The 17,776-nt window shown below is 69.1% G+C and carries 15 protein-coding genes and 1 tRNA gene; all 16 read left to right on the top strand.

From position 1 onward, the window contains the following. Positions 1 to 91 precede the first annotated feature (91 nt). The 16 genes from tmk (at position 92) to BFF76_RS19170 (ending at position 17,771) form a co-directional block, all read left to right on the top strand. Positions 92 to 3,268, top strand: a complete 3,177-nt coding sequence (tmk, locus tag BFF76_RS19095; RefSeq protein WP_079122419.1) for a dTMP kinase — start codon at positions 92 to 94, stop codon at positions 3,266 to 3,268. 112 nt (positions 3,269 to 3,380) lie between these two features. Beyond that, positions 3,381 to 4,586 (top strand): DNA polymerase III subunit delta', encoded by a 1,206-nt coding sequence (locus BFF76_RS19100; protein WP_031090920.1) that lies wholly within the window; start codon positions 3,381 to 3,383, stop codon positions 4,584 to 4,586. A gap of 130 nt (positions 4,587 to 4,716) precedes the next feature. After that, entirely contained in the window at positions 4,717 to 6,246 is a 1,530-nt protein-coding gene (locus BFF76_RS19105) for an alpha/beta hydrolase (protein WP_031090921.1), read from the top strand. 98 nt (positions 6,247 to 6,344) lie between these two features. Continuing rightward, positions 6,345 to 6,418 (top strand) — tRNA-Thr (locus BFF76_RS19110). 728 nt (positions 6,419 to 7,146) lie between these two features. Then, complete coding sequence (gene tvaA / locus BFF76_RS19115; RefSeq protein WP_107418454.1) at positions 7,147 to 7,413, top strand: thioviridamide family RiPP peptide; 267 nt, start codon at positions 7,147 to 7,149, stop codon at positions 7,411 to 7,413. A gap of 89 nt (positions 7,414 to 7,502) precedes the next feature. Further along, positions 7,503 to 8,591 (top strand): phosphotransferase family protein, encoded by a 1,089-nt coding sequence (locus tag BFF76_RS19120; RefSeq protein WP_158709571.1) that lies wholly within the window; start codon positions 7,503 to 7,505, stop codon positions 8,589 to 8,591. Further along, a complete protein-coding gene (locus BFF76_RS33035) occupies positions 8,588 to 9,604 on the top strand; it encodes a T3SS effector HopA1 family protein (protein ID WP_167359510.1) in 1,017 nt (338 codons plus the stop codon). The genes BFF76_RS19120 and BFF76_RS33035 overlap by 4 nt, the downstream gene beginning before the upstream one ends. Further along, the gene (locus tag BFF76_RS32395) at positions 9,601 to 10,593 is read left to right on the top strand and encodes a phosphotransferase family protein (RefSeq protein WP_141695626.1); all 993 of its coding nucleotides are present in this window, start codon (positions 9,601 to 9,603) and stop codon (positions 10,591 to 10,593) included. The genes BFF76_RS33035 and BFF76_RS32395 overlap by 4 nt, the downstream gene beginning before the upstream one ends. Then, complete coding sequence (locus BFF76_RS19135) at positions 10,590 to 11,201, top strand: flavoprotein (RefSeq protein ID WP_051834497.1); 612 nt, start codon at positions 10,590 to 10,592, stop codon at positions 11,199 to 11,201. The genes BFF76_RS32395 and BFF76_RS19135 overlap by 4 nt, the downstream gene beginning before the upstream one ends. Positions 11,202 to 11,209: 8 nt before the next feature. Continuing rightward, positions 11,210 to 12,427 (top strand): 50S ribosomal protein L11 methyltransferase, encoded by a 1,218-nt coding sequence (locus tag BFF76_RS19140; RefSeq protein WP_234316663.1) that lies wholly within the window; start codon positions 11,210 to 11,212, stop codon positions 12,425 to 12,427. Positions 12,428 to 12,455: 28 nt separating this feature from the next. Further along, complete coding sequence (locus BFF76_RS19145) at positions 12,456 to 13,823, top strand: YcaO-like family protein (RefSeq protein ID WP_065848698.1); 1,368 nt, start codon at positions 12,456 to 12,458, stop codon at positions 13,821 to 13,823. Continuing rightward, complete coding sequence (locus BFF76_RS19150; protein ID WP_079122421.1) at positions 13,820 to 14,542, top strand: TfuA-like protein; 723 nt, start codon at positions 13,820 to 13,822, stop codon at positions 14,540 to 14,542. Before BFF76_RS19145 ends, BFF76_RS19150 begins: the two co-directional genes overlap by 4 nt. Continuing rightward, positions 14,539 to 15,381 (top strand): phytanoyl-CoA dioxygenase family protein, encoded by an 843-nt coding sequence (locus BFF76_RS19155; RefSeq protein WP_051834499.1) that lies wholly within the window; start codon positions 14,539 to 14,541, stop codon positions 15,379 to 15,381. The genes BFF76_RS19150 and BFF76_RS19155 overlap by 4 nt, the downstream gene beginning before the upstream one ends. Further along, positions 15,378 to 16,193, top strand: coding sequence for a C1 family peptidase (locus BFF76_RS19160; protein ID WP_031090940.1), 816 nt, complete (start codon positions 15,378 to 15,380; stop codon positions 16,191 to 16,193). The genes BFF76_RS19155 and BFF76_RS19160 overlap by 4 nt, the downstream gene beginning before the upstream one ends. Then, positions 16,190 to 16,927 carry a class I SAM-dependent methyltransferase gene (locus BFF76_RS19165; RefSeq protein ID WP_078850506.1) on the top strand — a complete coding sequence of 246 codons (738 nt, stop codon included), beginning with the start codon at positions 16,190 to 16,192 and terminating at the stop codon, positions 16,925 to 16,927. Before BFF76_RS19160 ends, BFF76_RS19165 begins: the two co-directional genes overlap by 4 nt. Then, complete coding sequence (locus tag BFF76_RS19170; RefSeq protein ID WP_244167302.1) at positions 16,911 to 17,771, top strand: hypothetical protein; 861 nt, start codon at positions 16,911 to 16,913, stop codon at positions 17,769 to 17,771. The genes BFF76_RS19165 and BFF76_RS19170 overlap by 17 nt, the downstream gene beginning before the upstream one ends. Positions 17,772 to 17,776: the final 5 nt, after the last annotated feature.

Raw genomic sequence — 17,776 nt, forward strand, 5'->3', positions numbered from 1 at the left:
CGGCGTTCACGCAGGGGCGGGCCGCGTTTCCGTTGTGCATATGTTCGGACGCGGCCGCCGGGCACCGTGCGGCTCCCGATAGGCTGGGCGGATGACGCGAGCCGAGCAGCCACCGGTCGTGAGCCCCACCTCCGACACACTTGCCGCAGACTCACGCGAGCGCGCCGTACGAGCCCTGTTGCGTGTTCCCCCGCTCAGGCGGTTGTGGAGCGCCCAGCTCGTCGGCAGTATCGGCGATTCACTCGCCCTTCTCGTGCTTGTGCTGTTGTCGCTGCAGGCGGCGGTCCTCGAGGGCTCCTTCGGAGCCGGATACCGCGGGGCGGCCTTTGCCGTCGCCGCCGTGTTCGGTGCCCGGATTCTTTCCACCGTGCTCTTCGGAGCCGTACTCCTGGGGCCTCTGACGGCACTCATGGCGCCCGCCGGTCCGGTCGACCGGCGCTGGCTGATGATCGGGGCGGACGGGCTGCGGCTCGCTCTGCTGGTCGTCGCACCCCTGTGGATCGACTGGATGCCGGACAAGGCACTCATGATGATCCTGATCACCGTCTTCGTAGCCGGTACCGGCGAACGGATCTGGTCGGTGGCCAAGGAGAGCGCGGCTCCCGCGCTGCTTCCCGCCCCGCCCCCCGAAGGCGCCGCCGTGCGCCCGCTGCCGGACCACCTCGACGCCCTGCGCAGGCTCTCCCTGCGGACCAACTTCCTTGCCGTTCCCGCGGCCGCCGCCGTGCTTGTGGTCGCCGCACTGGTCGGTGAACTGCTCGGCACCGGCTTCGACTGGTTCTCCTTCCACCAGGCCGCCCTGGGCTCCTACATCGCGGCGGGACTCTTCTCCGCCTCGGTCTCGACCCTCTACTTCCTCAAGATTCCGGCCATCCGGACGCCCCGCCCCCGCTCGCCCCTGGAGGGCCTGCGCCGGCCTGCCGCCGGGACCGGCTCCCCCAAGGGCCGCACCGGCAGCATCCCGCTGGTCGTCGCGGCATGCTCCGCGGTCGCGGGAGCCATCGCCGCCGCAGCAGCCGTCTCCGTCCTGCACGCGGCCGACCTCGACGGCGGGCCCGCCACCTTCGCTCTGCTGATCCTGGCCCTGACCGGCGGCACCGCGCTCGGTATCCGTACCGCGCCCAAGGTGCTGCCCACCCTGTCGCGGCGTCGGCTGCTGGCACTGGCGGTCGCTGTCACGGGCGTCGCGCTCCTCGCGCTCGGCCTGGTGCCCGACACCGCCACCGGCCTGCTGATCGCGCTGCTCGCCGGTTACGCGGCGGGGGTCGCCGCGCACATCGGGCACGCGGTCATCGATCAGGAGACCGAGCCCTCCCGGCAGGCCAAGACCACCGAGCACCTCCAGGCCGTCGTCCGGGTGCTGGTCGCGCTCGGCGCGGTGGGCGGTCCGCTGCTCGCCGCCGCCATCGGCCGGCACCGCCTCGGGTCCGGGGACTTCGTCTTCGCGCACGGTGGTGCGGCCTTCGCGCTGATGCTCATCGGCGCGCTGCTGCTGCCCATCGCCGTGATCGTCCTCGCGAAGACCGACGACCGCGCCGGTGTGCCGCTGCGCCGTGACCTGCGTGAGGCGCTGCGTGGCGGCGACCCCGCGGTCGCTCCTGCGGCGAACGGTTTCTTCCTTGTCCTGGAGGGCGGCGACGGAGCCGGCAAGTCCACCCAGGTCGAGGCACTCGCCGAATGGATCCGGGCCAAGGGCCACGAGGTCGTGGTGACCCGCGAGCCGGGTGCCACCCCGGTCGGCAAGCGGCTGCGCTCGATCCTGCTGGACGTCTCTTCGGCCGGCCTGTCGAACCGTGCCGAAGCACTGCTTTACGCCGCCGACCGCGCCGAGCACGTCGACTCCGTCGTCCGCCCGGCTCTGGAGCGCGGCGCGATCGTCATCTCGGACCGCTACATCGACTCGTCCGTCGCCTATCAGGGCGCGGGCCGGGACCTCGCACCGACCGAGATCGCCCGGATCTCGCGCTGGGCGACCGGCGGGCTCGTTCCGCATCTGACGGTGCTGCTGGACGTCGACCCGGAGACGGCACGTGAACGCTTCACCGAGGCGCCCGACCGGCTGGAGTCCGAGCCGGCCGAATTCCACAACCGTGTGCGGTCCGGCTTCCTGACCCTTGCCGCGGCCGACCCGGGGCGCTACCTGGTGGTGGACGCCGGGCAGGAGCCCGACGCGATCACCACGGTCGTACGCCACCGGCTCGACCGGCTCCTTCCGCTCTCCGAAGCCGAGATCAAGGCCCAGGAGGAGGCGCGCAGGGCGGCCGAGGAGGAGGCCCGGCGCAAGGCCGAAGAAGAGGCGGCCCGCAAGGCCGAGGAGGAGCGGCTGGAGGCCGAGCGGCAGGCTCAGCTCGCGAAGCTCCGTGCCGAGGAGGAGGCGCGCAGGCGCCGCGAGGAGGAAGAGGCCCGGCAGCGCGAGGCCGAACGCCAGGCGGAGGAAGCCCGGCAGCGCGCCGAGGAGGCCCGCCGCCGTGCTGAGGAGGAGCGGGCCCGTCTCGAGGCCGAGGACCGGGTGCGCGAGGCCGAGCAGGAGCGGCTGCGCCGGCAGGCCCAGGAGGAGGCGCGGCTGCGCAAGGAGGCCGAGGAACTGCGCCTGGAGAAGCAGCGCAAGGCGGAGGAGGCGCTGGTGAGGTCCGAGGAGGCGCGCCGCCGCGCCGAGGCCGAGGCAGCAGCCGCCGCCGCGCAGCGTTCCCGGGAGCAGGGCAGGTCCGAGTCCTGGGAGACCGGGCCGTCCGTGCAGGACAACGAGCTCACCGTCCCGACGCCGGTCGTCAGTCCGAACGAGATCACGCAGCCCGTGCCGGTCGCCCGGCCGGACCGCCCGGAGCGCGACGCGGACGAGACCGCTGTGACGCCGCCCGTGCGCGATGCGGACGAGACGGCTGTGACGCCGCCCGTGCGCGGTGCGGACGAGACGGCTGTGATGCGGCCCGTGCGGGACGCGGACGAGACCGCCGTACTGCGGCCCGTGCGGGACGAGGACCCGTCGGACCGTGTGCCGCCGGGCGTCTTCCGTGACGAGCGACGGGCTTCGGGTGCCGAGAGCGAGAACGAGCGCACGCGTGAACTGCCCCAGGTCGGCGATCACCCGCAGGCCGGGCGTGCGGCACAGGACGCCGCGGCCCGGGACGGCCGCCGCAAGCGGCCGCGTTCGGACTGGGCCGAGGAGACCCCGCTGGACGATCTGCCGTCCCTGGCCGACGAGCTTCTCGGCGGGCAGGACGACGACCAGGGCGGCTCCGGACGGGGCGGTCGCAAGCCGCGTCGCTGACGGGCGGACGGTGGGCCGTGCGGAGCGCCGGGACTGTCAGACCCTTCCCGCACAATAGGGAAGCGCTGGGACACCGGCGTTGCCGCACCACACCACCGGAAGGGCGGTGACCATGACCGTATGGGACGACCTGGTCGGGCAGGACCGGGTGCAGGAGCAGCTCGGCGCCGCCGCCCGGGACGCCGACGCGCTGGTCACCGCCCAGTCCGAGGGCCGGCCGGTGCCCCCGGGGTCGAAGATGACCCATGCCTGGCTGTTCACCGGCCCGCCCGGCTCCGGCCGGTCCACCGCCGCGCGTGCCTTTGCCGCGGCGCTCCAGTGCACCAGCCCCGACCGGGCCCTGGGCGGGGCTCCCGGCTGCGGCTTCTGCGACGGCTGTCACACGGCGCTGATCGGCACCCACGCCGATGTCGACGTGATCCGGACGGATCTGCTCTCCATCGGTGTGAAGGAGACCCGTGAGCTCGTCCGCCGTGCCCAGCTCTCCCCTGCCGTGGGCCGCTGGCAGGTCATCGTCATGGAGGACGCCGACCGCCTCACCGAGGGCGCGGGAAACGTCCTGCTGAAGGCCGTGGAGGAGCCGGCGCCCCGAACGGTGTGGCTGCTCTGCGCCCCGTCCCTGGAGGACGTTCTGCCGACGATCCGCTCCCGCTGCCGCCATCTCATCCTGCGTACGCCTCCGGTGGCCGCGGTGGCCGATGTGCTGATCAGGCGCGACGGCATCGACCCGGAGCGTGCCGCGTCCGCCGCCCGCGCAACCCAGGGGCACATCGGCAGGGCGCGCCGTCTGGCCACGGACGAGCGGGCGCGTGCCCGCCGTGCCGCGGTGCTCAAGCTCCCGCTCCGCGTCCATGATGTCGGCGGCTGCCTCAAGGCGGCCCAGGAGCTGATCGATACGGCGACGGACGACGCCAAGCAGGTCGCCGAGGAGGTCGACGTCAAGGAGACGGACGACCTGAAGGCGGCGCTCGGAGGTGTGGCCGGTGGCCGGATGCCACGCGGGACCGCGGGTGCGATGAAGGAGCTGGAGGACAGGCAGAAGCGCCGCAGGACGCGTACGCAGCGAGACAGCCTCGATCTCGCGCTCAGCGAGCTCACCGGCTTCTACCGCGATGTGCTGGCACTGCAGCTCGGTTCCCGGATCGCCCTCGCCAACACCGACGTGCAGGACGCGCTCGACCGGGTCGCCGAGTCGTCCACCCCCGAGCGCACCTTGCGGCGGATCGAGGCCGTGATCGCCTGCCGCCGTGCCCTCGACCGCAACGTGGCGCCCCTGCTCGCCGTGGAGGCGATGACGGTGGCGCTCCGGGCGGGCTGAACAAGGGCCGAGCGCCGGCATCGTGAAGATGCAATGGGGCCGCTGCCCCGTGTGGTCCGCAGGACCGAGTGAATTCACCCGTATGAGTAGGGAATCGGTTGGGTCGTCACGCGGCGGCTACGCTCCGGGGATGGACACCAGGCGCCTGCTCCGTACGTTCGCCATCGCGCTCGGCACTGCCGGCCTTCTCGTCTCCGGCTGCAGCAGCGGAGGGTCGGCCCCGAGTGCGTCGGCGACGGGCTCGCCCGTCAGCGAGGAGCTCGAGCCGTACTACGGGCAGAAGCTGAAGTGGCGCGACTGCGGCGTGGAGGGCTTCCAGTGCACGACGATGAAGGCCCCCCTGGACTACGCGAAGCCCGACGACGGGGACGTCAAGCTGGCCGTCTCCCGCAAGAAGGCCACCGGGCCGGGCAAGCGGATCGGCTCGCTCCTGGTGAATCCCGGTGGCCCCGGCGGGTCGGCGGTCGACTATCTCGAGCGGTATGCGGCCATCGGCTACCCCGCCCCGGTCCGCGCCCGGTACGACATGGTGTCCATCGATCCGCGTGGAGTGGCCCGCAGCGAACCGGTCGAGTGCCTCACGGGCAAGGAGATGGACGCCTACACGCAGGTGGACCAGACCCCGGACGACAAGGGGGAGATCGCCGCGCTGAACAAGTCGTTCGCGAAGTTCGCCGACGGCTGCGAGAAGCGTTCCGGCACGATCCTCCCGCATGTCTCCACGGTGGAGACGGCACGCGACATGGATGTCCTGCGCTCCCTGCTCGGCGACGAGAAGCTGCACTACGTCGGCGCCTCGTACGGCACGTTCCTCGGCGCGACCTATGCGGAACTGTTCCCCGAGCGGGCAGGCCGTCTCGTCCTGGACGGAGCGATGGACCCGTCGCTCCCCGCGATCGACATCAACCGCGATCAGACCGCCGGCTTCGAGGCGGCGTTCCAGTCCTTCGCCGCGGACTGTGTGAAGCAGGCCGACTGCCCGCTCGGCAGCACGTCCACCGCCGATGCGGCGACCGCGCTGAAGAAGCTCTTCAGGGACCTGGACTCCGAGCCCGTAGCGACGGGGGAGACCCGGCAGCTGACCGAATCCCTGGCGACGACGGGTGTGATCGCCGCGATGTACGACGAGGCCGCCTGGCCCCAGCTCCGCGAAGCCGTAGCCGCGGCGCAGCGCGGTGACGGTTCCGGCCTCCTCGCCCTGGCCGACGGCTATTACGAGCGCGGTCCGAACGGCAAGTACGCCAATCTGATGTTCGCCAACGCCGCCGTGAACTGCCTCGACCTGACCCCCGCCTTCCCCGGCCCCGCAGAGGTGGAGAAGGCGCTCCCGGAGTTCGAGGAGGCCTCTCCCGTCTTCGGCAGGGGCTTCGCCTGGGCCGCTCTGAACTGCGGTTCCTGGCCTGTGGAAGCCACCGGCACCCCGCACCGCACCGAGGCTGAGGGCGCCGCCCCGATCGTCGTCGTCGGCACCACCCGTGACCCGGCGACCCCCTACAAGTGGGCCGAGTCCCTCGCGGACCAGCTTTCCTCCGGCACCCTGCTCACCTACGAGGGCGACGGGCACACGGCGTACGGCCGCGGCAGCGACTGCATCGACACGGCGATCAACACCTACCTGCTGGACGGTACGCCGCCCAAGGACGGCAAGAAGTGCAGCTGACCTGCGGATAAGGCAGCGGCGGCGGGCGGTGCGGAGCACCCCCGGAAACTGTGTAGACTTGGCGTCGCTGCTGACCGCACCATGGTGCGACAGAGCGTGCCGCCTTAGCTCAGTTGGCCAGAGCAACGCACTCGTAATGCGTAGGTCTCGGGTTCGAATCCCGAAGGCGGCTCTGTGGAAGCCTCAGGACTCACTCGCCGTGACCTGGGGCTTTTGCTTTTGCCGGATACGGCGCCGCCCTCGGGTGCGGGCCCAGGAGTGCAGCGGTCCCAGTTCTGGTCCCAGCGGGGCCTGGGCTCTGTCTCGTGGGCGAGGCAGCGAAGAACCCGGGGGGCGAGGAACCCGCCCATGCGGCGCACGGTGCCCTCTGTGGCCGTACCGTTCGCCCTGTGGACGGATTGAAACCCGGCGACAACAACGGAGCAGTCGGCCCCCGCACTTCGTCCGGAACGAGTCGGCGCCACAGATCGCCATACGATGCCGCATCAGCGACCTGTCACGCGAGCCATCCTCGTAGTCCCGGGTCGTCGAGTGCGGCGTCGAGCTCCTCACTCAACAGCACGTGAGCCTCGTGTGTTGCGGACGCCGACTCCCGTTCGATCAGTGGCCGCTCCGGGAGAGCCCACGCATTTCTCAAGGAAATGATCTACTGCCGCACCCGAGAGGTTTCAGCCCGGGGCCTATGTTTCGGACAACTTTGCCATCCCTTTAGGTCCAAAAATGGCAATCCGCTGTGGGCCGACAAGGCGTTTTTCGGACGCGACGCAAAGATAAGTGGAATCTTAAGTACCTGTTGCGCGGCAGGAGTTGTTCGTGTTCAGCTCCATACGGTCCAGCTATCTCAACGGGACTGGCCCTTCCGGGTCTCACGATTGATTCGATTAGCGGGAAGGTTGAAGCATGTCTGAAACCACGACAGCAGCTCAGGTGGACGAGGTCGCGTTCAGCGACCTGGTCAGCAAAATCAAGGAAGCCGAACTGGCGATGACGGACGAGCAGCGCGCCGTTATCGACCCGGCCGCCGGCGAGAAGGCCCTGGAGGAGCTGGCGGGAGTCAGCCCCGAGGACCTGCAGGCATTCCTGGAGGAGAAGGCCGGCATATCGCCGGACGAGGAGGCGCAAGGCAGCGTCATGGCCGCCATCGCCACCGTGGCTTACCACTGCTGAGTTAGACAATGGCAAGCAGCGCTTCCGAGCAGAAGGCCGGTCCGGTGCACCGTCGGCCTGATCGAGTGGGTCGTGCACCATCCTCGCCCTTGACCGGAGCGCTGCCGGACGGGTCCGGTGTCAGTCGGCGCCGGATCCGTTCCTGGTTGGCCTCGCTCGGCGTGGATCACGGGCGAATCATTGACGCCCAGGAATTCGTCGCACGCAGTCGCGCGGTGATGCTGCGTTTCGAGGACGGCACCTCCTTGTTCCTGAAGGAAATGGATAATGCCGCAGGGGTTGCGATTGATGCGGCATTTCGGAATGAGGAGGCGATGTTGCGTCTGGTGCCTGTCGCCGGACTCCCCGTCGTCTCCGAACGTGCTATTCCGCGGCTCGTCGCGACCGACCCAGAGAGTGGAACCCTCGTCATGGAGGGGAAGGTCGGTTTCGCCTCACTTCGGGAGCTGGTGCAGAGTTCGCCGGATATTCCGGTGTCCGTGCTCGTGGCGATGGCCAGCGTGGTTGCCGGTATTCACCGGACACCCGTACCGGACACGCACGGACGGGACGCCTCCGGCCTGCGGAGTTTCGGTTTCCCCTTCGCCTCATTCGCCGTGCTGACCCCTGAGCAGCTGGTGGGGGGGCCAGGCATGGACTACCCGGCGTACGTTGCGGCGATGCAGGCCGTCGACACCGAGGTCGACATGCTGCGGCGCTCCTGGCAGCCCTCCTCCTTGGTCCACTTCGACCTGCGGGACGACAACATCCTCGTACGGGAGAACGCTGACGATCGTCCCGAGGTCGCCCTGGTCGACTGGGAGATGGCCGGGTACGGCGATCCCCTGCTCGATGTCGGCACGGTGGTGGGGCAATTGCTCGTGCAGTGGCTCCAGACCGTGCGCGACACCCCGGAACAGCTCGCTTCCGCAGCCGCATGGACGACCGTGAGACGTAACGCCGGTCTCTTCATCACCGCCTACGAACACGTGGCTCCGCTCTCCGAGGAGCAGCACATCGCTGTGTTCCGCTACGCCGGGCTGTTCGCCCTGATGCACGCGGCCGGACGCCTGGAACAGATCGGCTCGCTGGGCAGGATCGGGCACCTGTGTCTGTTCGTCGGGCGCCAGCTGCTGAAGAACCCGCAGGGCATCGCCGAACTATTCCTGCCGTCGAAGGGGCGGAGCAGCCGCGCATGAGCAGATACGACGCAGTGTTCGCCAGCATGGCGGAGGACATAGAGGTCCTGGACCAGGCAACTTTCCGTCACCGGGAGTGGGGTGACCTGTCCCCTGCTGCTGGGGTGGAGACAGAGCCGGGCACCCTGCCCGTGCTCGCCCACCTGTGGCGCTTCCTGTACCTGAGCTACTACGCCGGCGATGCCCGGGCCGCCCGCTGGCTGATCGACGGGGCCCCCGTGGTCCTCGGCACCACCCGGCGGGAAAATCCTGAGGTGGGCGCGCTGCTCTCCGCCGCCAACCAGGCCGTTGGTTACCCCGAGCCCGGCTGGGTGGTCACCGGGCGGGCTGACGGGAGCGTAACCGTCCTGAAGGACGGCGTGACCCTGACGGCGACCGAGGAGCAGATCGTGCCGTCCCAGGAAGGCACATTGCTCTCCCCCGGGCAGCAGGTGTCGGTGGTCATGCCCTCCGGACGTCCTTACCTGTACCCGGGCTGGTATCTGGCCGTATCCGATCACGGCATGCCGAGCCACGGGGAACTTCCCGTCGTCCGGCTGTACTTCGCGCCTCGCGACCCGCGGAGCGGGGCGACCCTGCTGAGGTCCCTGACCGGGCTGCTGTGCGGGCTGGGTGTCCCCTACCAGATCAAATCGGCCAACAACCCGGAAGGGTACGAGCGCTGCGACCCGCTTGTGCTCTATGTCTACCGGCACGACTGGGAGCGGCACCGGGCCGCGCTCGCGGCAGTCCATCGCGATCACGAGTCCCGACTCCGGGACGCCGGACCGTGCTTCGCACTCGAACTGGCCCGGGGCTGGTGGATCGCCGACGAACCCGACCAGTACGGGGGCCGCCTCATGAGTTTCGGACAGCACCGTTGTCTGCTCGCGGCCGAGGGCCTGGTGACCGCCTGGCAGGAGGGCCGCACCGGGACTGCCGGCCGCCTCGGTGCCATCCGGGAGCGGTACCGCGCGGAGGGCATCGAGCCTGCGCGCCCCTATCTCAACGCCCGCCCCTCGACCTCCATATGAGCACCCAGGAGACCGGGGGAACTTCCGGGAGCGACCGCAGCGGAAAGGGAGCGGCCAAGAGGCAGGTGGTCCGTCATCTGCCGGGACCGTTCCTGACCAGGGTCTGCATCCGGACCGACGACGGTTTTCGTTGGGGCGAGTCCTTACGTGCGGCCTCGCCGGCCTATCTGGACGCAGAGGCACTCGGCGCGGTCGCACGGTCGGTGGCCGTCACCCCGGCTGCCCCGTACGCGGTCATGCCCACCCTCGCCGACGCGTGCACATCTGTGCACGCCGAGGTGCCGACGCCCGCACTGCTCAGCGACGTCGTGTTCACCGGGGACGGGTGTGCGCGATCCTGGGTGCAGGGGGCGTTCCGTCATCTGGGCGCGTTCCTCGCCCATCTGCACGCCGTGTCGACGGAGGGCGCGGCGCTGCCCGTACGCCGGCGCGCGGCCTGGCTCGACGCGGAACCTGCGGTGGCATCCGGCATCCAGGAAGCCCGTTCGTTGCTGGCACGCACCGTACCGCCGGGTGCTGCTCTCTCCGGCCGTCCGGACAGCTCTCCGCCGTGCACCGGCCCCGGTACCACGCCTGCGCCGGCCTCGACGCTGGTGCACGGGCGGCTTTCGACGGCGTCATGCGTCCCAGGGCCCGTGCCCCGCGTGCTCGGCTGGCGTGAGGCAGGCGTCGGAGACCCCATGGGCGACTTGGCCTATCTGCTCCGCGACCTCGTCCAGTCGGCGGCCGGTACCGGCGATACGGGTGCGAAGGCAGGCTGCGCGAAGGTCGCCGTGGCCGGATACGAGGAAGCACGCGACGCCTCACTGACGCCGTGTGAGCTGGCGCGGCTGGCCTCGGCAACGGCCTCCTGCGTCCTGGACCATGCCGCACTGCGTGCATGGGCGGCATCCGACCAGCCAGGCGCACTCGCACTCCTCCGTCGTGCCGACCGGGTATTGCCCGAAATCCTCGCCGCCGTCGGGTACCGAAGGGTGACCACTGCATGAAAGAGACCGCTGAGGTACCGGAGATACAGCAGGCGCTGTCCAGGGTGAAGCTCCTGTGGGGCGTGTGCGGTTCGTTCTCCGCCATCGCCGTACCGCATGTGAACGCATGGCTGCGTGGCGTCGTGGGGGTGCGGGAGGTCCGCACCATCATGACGCGCCAGGCCCAGGACCTCATGGGACCTCGCATGATCGAGACGGTCACCGGCCATCGACCGGTCACGGACTGGGAGGACCATCGGGGCATCGGCGCCGCCCATGTCGCCCTGGGAGCGTGGGCGGACGTGTTGGTCGTGCTCCCGGCGACCGCGAACTTCCTGGCCAAGGCCGCCCACGGCATCGCGGACGACGTGCTGACCTCCACACTCCTGGCCGCTGACTGCCCCGTGGTCATCGCGCCCGTCATGAACGCCGCGATGTGGTCCAAGCCCGCGGTGCGTCGAAACGCCGAGCAGCTCCGGATCGACGGATACCACCTGGTCGAGCCCCAGGACGGTGTCTCCCTGACGGAAGGACACCAGGAAACCGGTTCCCTCGGCGACTTCAGACCCGTCATCTCTGCGGCCCTGGTCAAGGCAGCCGCCCACGCCGCGCGAGCAGAAGGACAGTGATCCCAGACATGACCAAGCTCTCACCACAGACGGTTCTCTACCGGGCGCCGTCCTTTGTCGCCGAGGTCGACACCAGTAACGAGGTGAAGATCCACTTCGAAGGCCGGGTGCTCAAGCTGGGCCAGTCCGCGCTCGGGCTGCTCGACCTCTTCCACACTCCACGCACCATCGGTCAGGCCCTGACGCTGCTCTCCGCGCGTCTCAAGGGGCCGCGCGCCACCGAGCAGGCCCTGGCCACCGTACTGGCCCTCCACCAAGCCGGCGTGCTCTGTTCCGATCCGGTGGAGGGCTTCAGCAGTCAGCCCTTCCCGAAAGGCGGCTACGACGCCGCGCTCGTCCACATTGCGATGCTGGATGATCCCGTGCGCAAGACCGCCTTCCAGCAAGGCGTGCGGGAGACCGTCCGCGAGGGCGACGTCGTACTCGATCTGGGTACAGGATCCGGGATCCTTGCCATCACCGCCGCACAGGCCGGTGCCCGCAAGGTCTACGCGGTGGAACCCGCCGGCATGGTGCACCTCGCACGCAGTATCGCCGAGCGCAACGGCGTCGCAGACCGCATCGAATTCATCCGCGGTTGGTCGCCGCAACTGGAGCTGCCCGAGCCCGCCGACGTGCTGCTCACCGACATCGTCGGCAACGAGGCACTCGATATGCAGATCTGGGAGACGCTGCACGATGCCCGCCGCCGCCTGCTGACCGACTCGCCCCGGCTGGTACCCGGCGCCCTGACGGCCTATGCGACGCTCACCCGCATCCCGGACGCCCTGCTGGACCAGCACCGTGTCTCCGACGAGCATGTCACCCGCTGGAAGGACATGTACGGCATCGACTTCGGGCCGATGGCCGAGAGTGAGTCAAGGCGTTCGATCGGCTTCTACGAGCGGCCGGAGACGGTGCAGGAGTGGGAGTTCCTGTCCGCGCCGGGCGAGTTGTACGAGGTCGACCTGTTGGGTGACGCACCCCGGCAGCTGGAGACCGCGTGCACCCTCACCGCCAATGGCGAGGGTGTGGCCAATGGCGTCACCGTTCACTTCACCGCGCGACTCGGCCCCACCACCCAGCTGTCCACCGCCCCCTGGATGGGCTGCTCCCGCAGTCACTGGTACACGGCGGTATGGGCGTTTCCCGAGCCGGTCCCCGTACGGGCGGGGCAGCAAGTCAACCTTGACTACCGGTACTTCGGGGACGGGACTTCGCACGTCGCACCCTCCGCCGCGGCCTGATTCCGATACCACCACGCAAGGAGCACCAGTGAAACTGCGCCAGAGCGTCCCGAAGATCACCGGGAACGGACCGCACCGGGAATACACGTCCGAGACCACCTACCGCCGCATCGCGCCGCACCTGCGGAGGGTGGGTGTCACCCGGGTCGCCAACATCACCGGCCTGGACCGCGTCGGCATCCCCGTCTACAACGCGATCTCCCCACGCTCCTTCGACATCATCTCCGTCTACAACGGCAAGGGCGCCACCGAGATCGACGCCAAGACCTCGGCGGTCATGGAAGCCGTCGAACGATTCGCAGCCGGACTGCCCATGCGTCCGGTCGCGGTCGCCTCGTACACGGAGCTGGAGGCTTCCGGCCGCCGGGTGCTGGACCCGCGCAGCTGCAACTTCGAGTTTCATCGCGCCTACACACTGGACACCCCGATCTGCTGGGTCGAGGGCTTCGACCTGCTGAACGAGTGCGCCGTACTCGTCCCCCAGTTTCTCGCCGGGTACTACCTGAACTTTCATGAGGTGCCCTGCTACCCCGTGTCCACCACCAATGGCATCGCATCCGGCAACTCGCTGGAGGAGGCCATCTGTCACGCCCTGTGCGAGGTCATCGAGCGCGACGACTGGACGATGGCCGACCTGGTCTCCAACCGGCTGGCCGGCTTCGCCGCCCAGGAGGACGGCACGCCCATCGGCGCGGCCATCAGCGCCTGGGCACAGGACCTCCACCCCAGCGTCGACCCGGACTCACTGCCGGAGCGCGCCCAGTTCTTCATGGACAAGTTCCATGCGGCCGAGATCGACATCGAGGTCAAGAACATCACCTCGGCCACCGGCATCCCCAGCTTCCAGGCGGTCGTCTCCGAGTTCATCAGCGACTCGTTCTCCCGCTCACACCACGGAATCGGTACCCATCCGGATGCCGAGGTCGCCGTCGTTCGCGCCATAGCCGAGGTCGCGCAGTCGCGTGTGGTGGATATCCAGGCCATGCGTGAGGACATCACCGCTGCCGGCGAGCCGGTGGAGAAGGCGCTCTACCACGTGCGGCGCAGCAACCGGGCCAATCCGGATGCATGGGCGATCAAGCCGTCCTCCCGGCCGGTCCGGCTCCAGGACGTGCCCACGCACCCCAGCTCCGACGTCATGGACGATGTCCGCACTCTGCTGGACCGGCTTCGCGCCCGCGGTCTGGACCAGGCCATCGTCGTGGACCTGTCGCCGCCGGCCGTCCCCGCGACCGTCGTGCGCGTCATCGTGCCGGGCGCGGAGTCCTGGACCGTCGACCGCAACAAGATCGGTCCCCGGGCAAGGGAAGCGTGGGACGGCACCCTGAACACCATCCGCTCCGCCTATGCGAAGCGGCAGCAGCGCACCACGGGCGAGCAGGAGAGCAACGCATGAGCATCCCCACCACCGGCGGTGTGAACGCACCACGCCTATCCGTCTTCCTCGGCCCCAGCCTGCCTGTCGAGCAGGCACGGGAGCACCTGCCCGGCGCCGAGTTCCTGCCGCCCGTCGAGCGTGGTGACATCGATGCCCTCATGGCGCGCGCCGACCCGCCCACTCATATCGGCATCGTCGACGGGAAGTTCCTCCAAAGCTTCAGCATCTCCCCCAAGGAGATCCTGAAGGCAATGGACCGCGGGGTACGGATGTACGGCTCCTCCAGCATGGGCGCCCTGCGCGCCGCGGAGCTGGACGTCTTCGGCATGACAGGCATCGGCACCGTCTACGACATGTACGCGTCCGGCGAGATCGAGGACGACGACGAGGTGGCGATCACTTTCGATTCCGAGGTCATGCGGCTGATCTGCGAACCCATGGTCAACATCAGGGTCGCCACAGCCGAGGCTGTACGCCGGGAAATCGTCGAACCCAAGTACGCGGATCTCTTCCTCGAGACGGCCAAGGCGCTGTACTTCCCCCAGCGCACTCGTGCCGCCGCCCTGCACGAGGTGAAGGGCCGGATGCCCGAGGAGCAGCGGATGGCGCTGGCCTCGTTCCTCCGGTCCCCCGAGGCGCCGGACGCCAAGGGCGAGGACGCGGCCCGGCTGCTCGACGTCATGCGGCGTGCTGCCGAGGATGTGCCACCTCCCGCTGACAGTCGAGGAGCGGCATGAGGACGGCGGTGAACAACCTGCGGGATCGCTTCCGGACTGACGGCTACGCCTTTCCCCTCGACGCGCTCACCCCTGAGGAAGCCGCACGGGCGCTGACCGACTGCCGCACCTACTTACGCGCGGTCAGCAGCGTCGGTGGGGCGATGGCCCAGTACGCGATGTTCCCCAAGATTCATCTGGTCGCGACCTGGGCCGACCGCCTCGTCCACCATCCGGCACTCCTCGGCCTGGCGGAGTCGCTGCTGGGTCCCGACCTCATGGTGTGGTCCACGAACCTGTTCACCAGGCCCGCGCACAGCGGAGGTTCGCTCGCCTGGCACCAGGACGCGGTCTACCTCGGGCTGAACGGTTACCAGGAGCATGCCGTACGGGTATGGGTAGCGCTCACCGACACCACCGCAGCCAACGGGACGATGCGCTATTCCCGCGGTTCCCATGCCCAGGGCGCCCTGGCCCACCGCTGGGGCGGCACCCACATCGAGGACATCATGCGCGGCGAGGAAGTGGCTGTGGAGGTCGACGAATCGTCGTCCGTCGCCGTGGTGCTGACCGCCGGACAGTGCTCGGCGCACCACCTGGCGATGGTCCACTGTTCGGGTGCCAACACCACCGACCACAGCCGGTACAACTTCGCCATCGACTACATCAGCCCGAAGGTGCGTCCCACTGAGGGTGAGGACAGCGCGCTGACGGTCCGAGGCGAGGGAGGCAGCGGGTTCCTGCCCGAGGCCCGTCCCCTCTCGGACTTCCACCCGGACGCGGTACGGCAGTTCTACGCCGCGACCGCCCGCAGGCAGGCCCGGATCGACCACACCGTGCGGCACCGGAGCACGACATGAGCACGAGCACGGCCGATCCCGGCACAGTGGACCGTGACTACCTCACACGGCTGCGCCCGCCCTGGTGGACGAGCGGCGGGCCGGCTCCCGCGCGCATCGACCTCGCTGCGTGGATGCCGCCGGTGGTCAATCAGGGACCCGTCGCACTCTGCACCGCCGCTGTCACCACCGCCATCGCCGGGTACTACGTGCGGCGCACGTCGCGCGAGGAGTTCACCCCGTCCGTCCTGTTCAATTACCGCGCCAGCCGTGCCCTTCGGGGTAACCCCGACAGCAACGGCTCACGCCTCGAGCACAGCTTCCGCGCCTGGGCCGAATCAGGGCTGTGCGCCGAGGAGCTCTGGCCCTTCGACCCGGCCCAGCCCGATCGCGTCAACCGAAACCCGCCGCAGCGTTGCCATGACGCGGCCCGGCACTCGTCGCCCGTGGGGCGCAGGGTGGCTGCCTCCGACGGCGCGGAACTGCACCGGACCGTCCGCCGCGCCCTGGCACTGGGCATCCCGGTGGGAGTGGAGATCCGGCTGTGCCCGTCACTGTCCATGTCGCTGATCAACGGCGGCATCATGCCCGTCCAGACCGAGGGGGAGGCATCCGTCGGCCCTCACGTGATCCTCCTGACGGGCTACGACGACGACGTCGACACCGAACCCTGGGGGCGCGGCAGTGGGCCCGGCGCCTTCCGGGTGCGCAACAGCTGGGGGGCCGACTGGGGGCAGGAAGGATATGGCCTGCTGCCCTACGCCTTTCTGACGCGCCGGCTCGTCGGGGAGACCTGGATAGTGATCGAAGAGGACTGGGAGCAGACGGCATGACGGCAGAAGCTGCATCTTCAGCGATCCCTGTGCCGCCCGCGCACCTCCGTACCCGTGTGACGGGGGTGGAGGACGAGGGCATGTTCCAGTTCTTCGGCCGACGTATCAGTGGCGAGATCCGGGCACTGTTCGACACGGCTGGGCTGCCGTTCGGTGCACCTGGTCAGAAAATTCTGGACTTCGGCTGCGGCTGTGCCCGCGTTCTCCGCCATGTGATGCCCGAGGCGGATCAGGCTCGCTTCCACGGCGTTGACGTCGACGTTCAGGCCATCGACTGGTGTCGCGTGCATCTGGCCGACAGTGCTGAGTTCACCGTCACCGGGCGCCGCCCACCGTTGCCGTTCGATGACGCGAGCATCGATGTGGTGTACGGCGTCTCGGTGTTCTCGCATATCCCGGAGGACGACCAGCGGGCGTGGCTGGCGGAGTTCACCCGCGTCCTCACCCCCGGAGGGATCCTGCTGCTGAGTGTCAATGGCGCCGCCGTCGCGCGGATGGCCACCACACCCGTACGCGAACAACTCGGCACCGAAGGTATCGCCTACGTCCACGACGGTGGCATCCCGGGCTTGCCGGACTGGTATCAGATGTGTTTTCACACCCGTGAACACGTCGAACAAAACTGGCCTACAGCGCGCTTGCGGATCATGTCGTACACGGAAAACGCGATAATGATGTGCCAAGATGCCGTCTTGCTTCGCAAAGCAGGGGGAGACCGTGAAGAAATACGCTAAGGCGGCGGCACGTTGGGCCGCCCCGGCAGTGATTCTCTTACAGGTTGTGCTGGTGTGGTCCGAGGTGCTGTCCGTCGGCCAGGCCGTCGTTGTCGGAGTGACTCTTGAAGTGCTGCTTCTCGGCGTCGTCCTGGCTGAGATCGCGCTCGCCCGTCGCACTTACCGGGTATCCCGAGCCGAGGGCGCCGACGGGCAGCAGGCCGTCGACGAGGCGCTACGGGCGGTTCTGCCGGGTCCCGTCGCCAAGGCCGTGGGCATGGAACTGGGCCTGTTGCGGTCGATGTGGACATGGCTTCGCCGCAGACGCGACATTGCGCCGGGCCAGGAACCGCTGTCGTACGGGAGCCAGATCCGGCCGGTCATGTGGGTGATGATTTGCCTGACCCCGCTGGAAATTCTTGCGATCGAACTACTCCTGCCCTGGGCAGCCGTCCGAATCACCCTGCTCGTCCTGGCGCTCTACGGCACGGTGTGGGTCCTCGGCTTCCTCGGGGCGCTCAGCAGCCGACCTCACGTCGTAGGAAACGGCGTCCTCACGCTGAGGTTCGTGCATTTCGTCAGTGTCTCCGTCCCGCTGCGGGGCGAGGTGTCGGTGCAGGAGGTACGGCACAGTGGATACAAGAAGGCCGTCAATATCAAAGACGGAATCCTCGCCATGCCGATCGGCGACTCAACGAATGTCGCGGTCACGCTGAGTGCCCCGGTCCCGGTGCGCCCGAAACCTGGTGCACCCGAGCAGGAGGTCAGCGAGATCCGGTTCAGTGCCGATGATCCAGGTGCGGCTTTGACGCTTCTCCAGGGATGTAGCCTGCAGGTCCCGAGCGAAGGACGCACCTCGGAGTAGCCCGC

Source organism: Streptomyces mutomycini, assembly GCF_001700505.1.
GTDB classification, from domain to species: domain Bacteria; phylum Actinomycetota; class Actinomycetes; order Streptomycetales; family Streptomycetaceae; genus Streptomyces; species Streptomyces mutomycini.

What these genes read in the sequence shown, in the direction of transcription:
- tmk (WP_079122419.1), top strand. Translation starts at nt 92, where the DNA reads ATGACGCGAGCCGAGCAGCCACCGGTCGTGAGCCCCACCTCCGACACA.
- BFF76_RS19100 (WP_031090920.1), top strand. Translation starts at nt 3,381, where the DNA reads ATGACCGTATGGGACGACCTGGTCGGGCAGGACCGGGTGCAGGAGCAG.
- BFF76_RS19105 (WP_031090921.1), top strand. Translation starts at nt 4,717, where the DNA reads ATGGACACCAGGCGCCTGCTCCGTACGTTCGCCATCGCGCTCGGCACT.
- tvaA (WP_107418454.1), top strand. Translation starts at nt 7,147, where the DNA reads ATGTCTGAAACCACGACAGCAGCTCAGGTGGACGAGGTCGCGTTCAGC.
- BFF76_RS33035 (WP_167359510.1), top strand. Translation starts at nt 8,588, where the DNA reads ATGAGCAGATACGACGCAGTGTTCGCCAGCATGGCGGAGGACATAGAG.
- BFF76_RS32395 (WP_141695626.1), top strand. Translation starts at nt 9,601, where the DNA reads ATGAGCACCCAGGAGACCGGGGGAACTTCCGGGAGCGACCGCAGCGGA.
- BFF76_RS19135 (WP_051834497.1), top strand. Translation starts at nt 10,590, where the DNA reads ATGAAAGAGACCGCTGAGGTACCGGAGATACAGCAGGCGCTGTCCAGG.
- BFF76_RS19140 (WP_234316663.1), top strand. Translation starts at nt 11,210, where the DNA reads ATGACCAAGCTCTCACCACAGACGGTTCTCTACCGGGCGCCGTCCTTT.
- BFF76_RS19150 (WP_079122421.1), top strand. Translation starts at nt 13,820, where the DNA reads ATGAGCATCCCCACCACCGGCGGTGTGAACGCACCACGCCTATCCGTC.
- BFF76_RS19155 (WP_051834499.1), top strand. Translation starts at nt 14,539, where the DNA reads ATGAGGACGGCGGTGAACAACCTGCGGGATCGCTTCCGGACTGACGGC.
- BFF76_RS19160 (WP_031090940.1), top strand. Translation starts at nt 15,378, where the DNA reads ATGAGCACGAGCACGGCCGATCCCGGCACAGTGGACCGTGACTACCTC.
- BFF76_RS19165 (WP_078850506.1), top strand. Translation starts at nt 16,190, where the DNA reads ATGACGGCAGAAGCTGCATCTTCAGCGATCCCTGTGCCGCCCGCGCAC.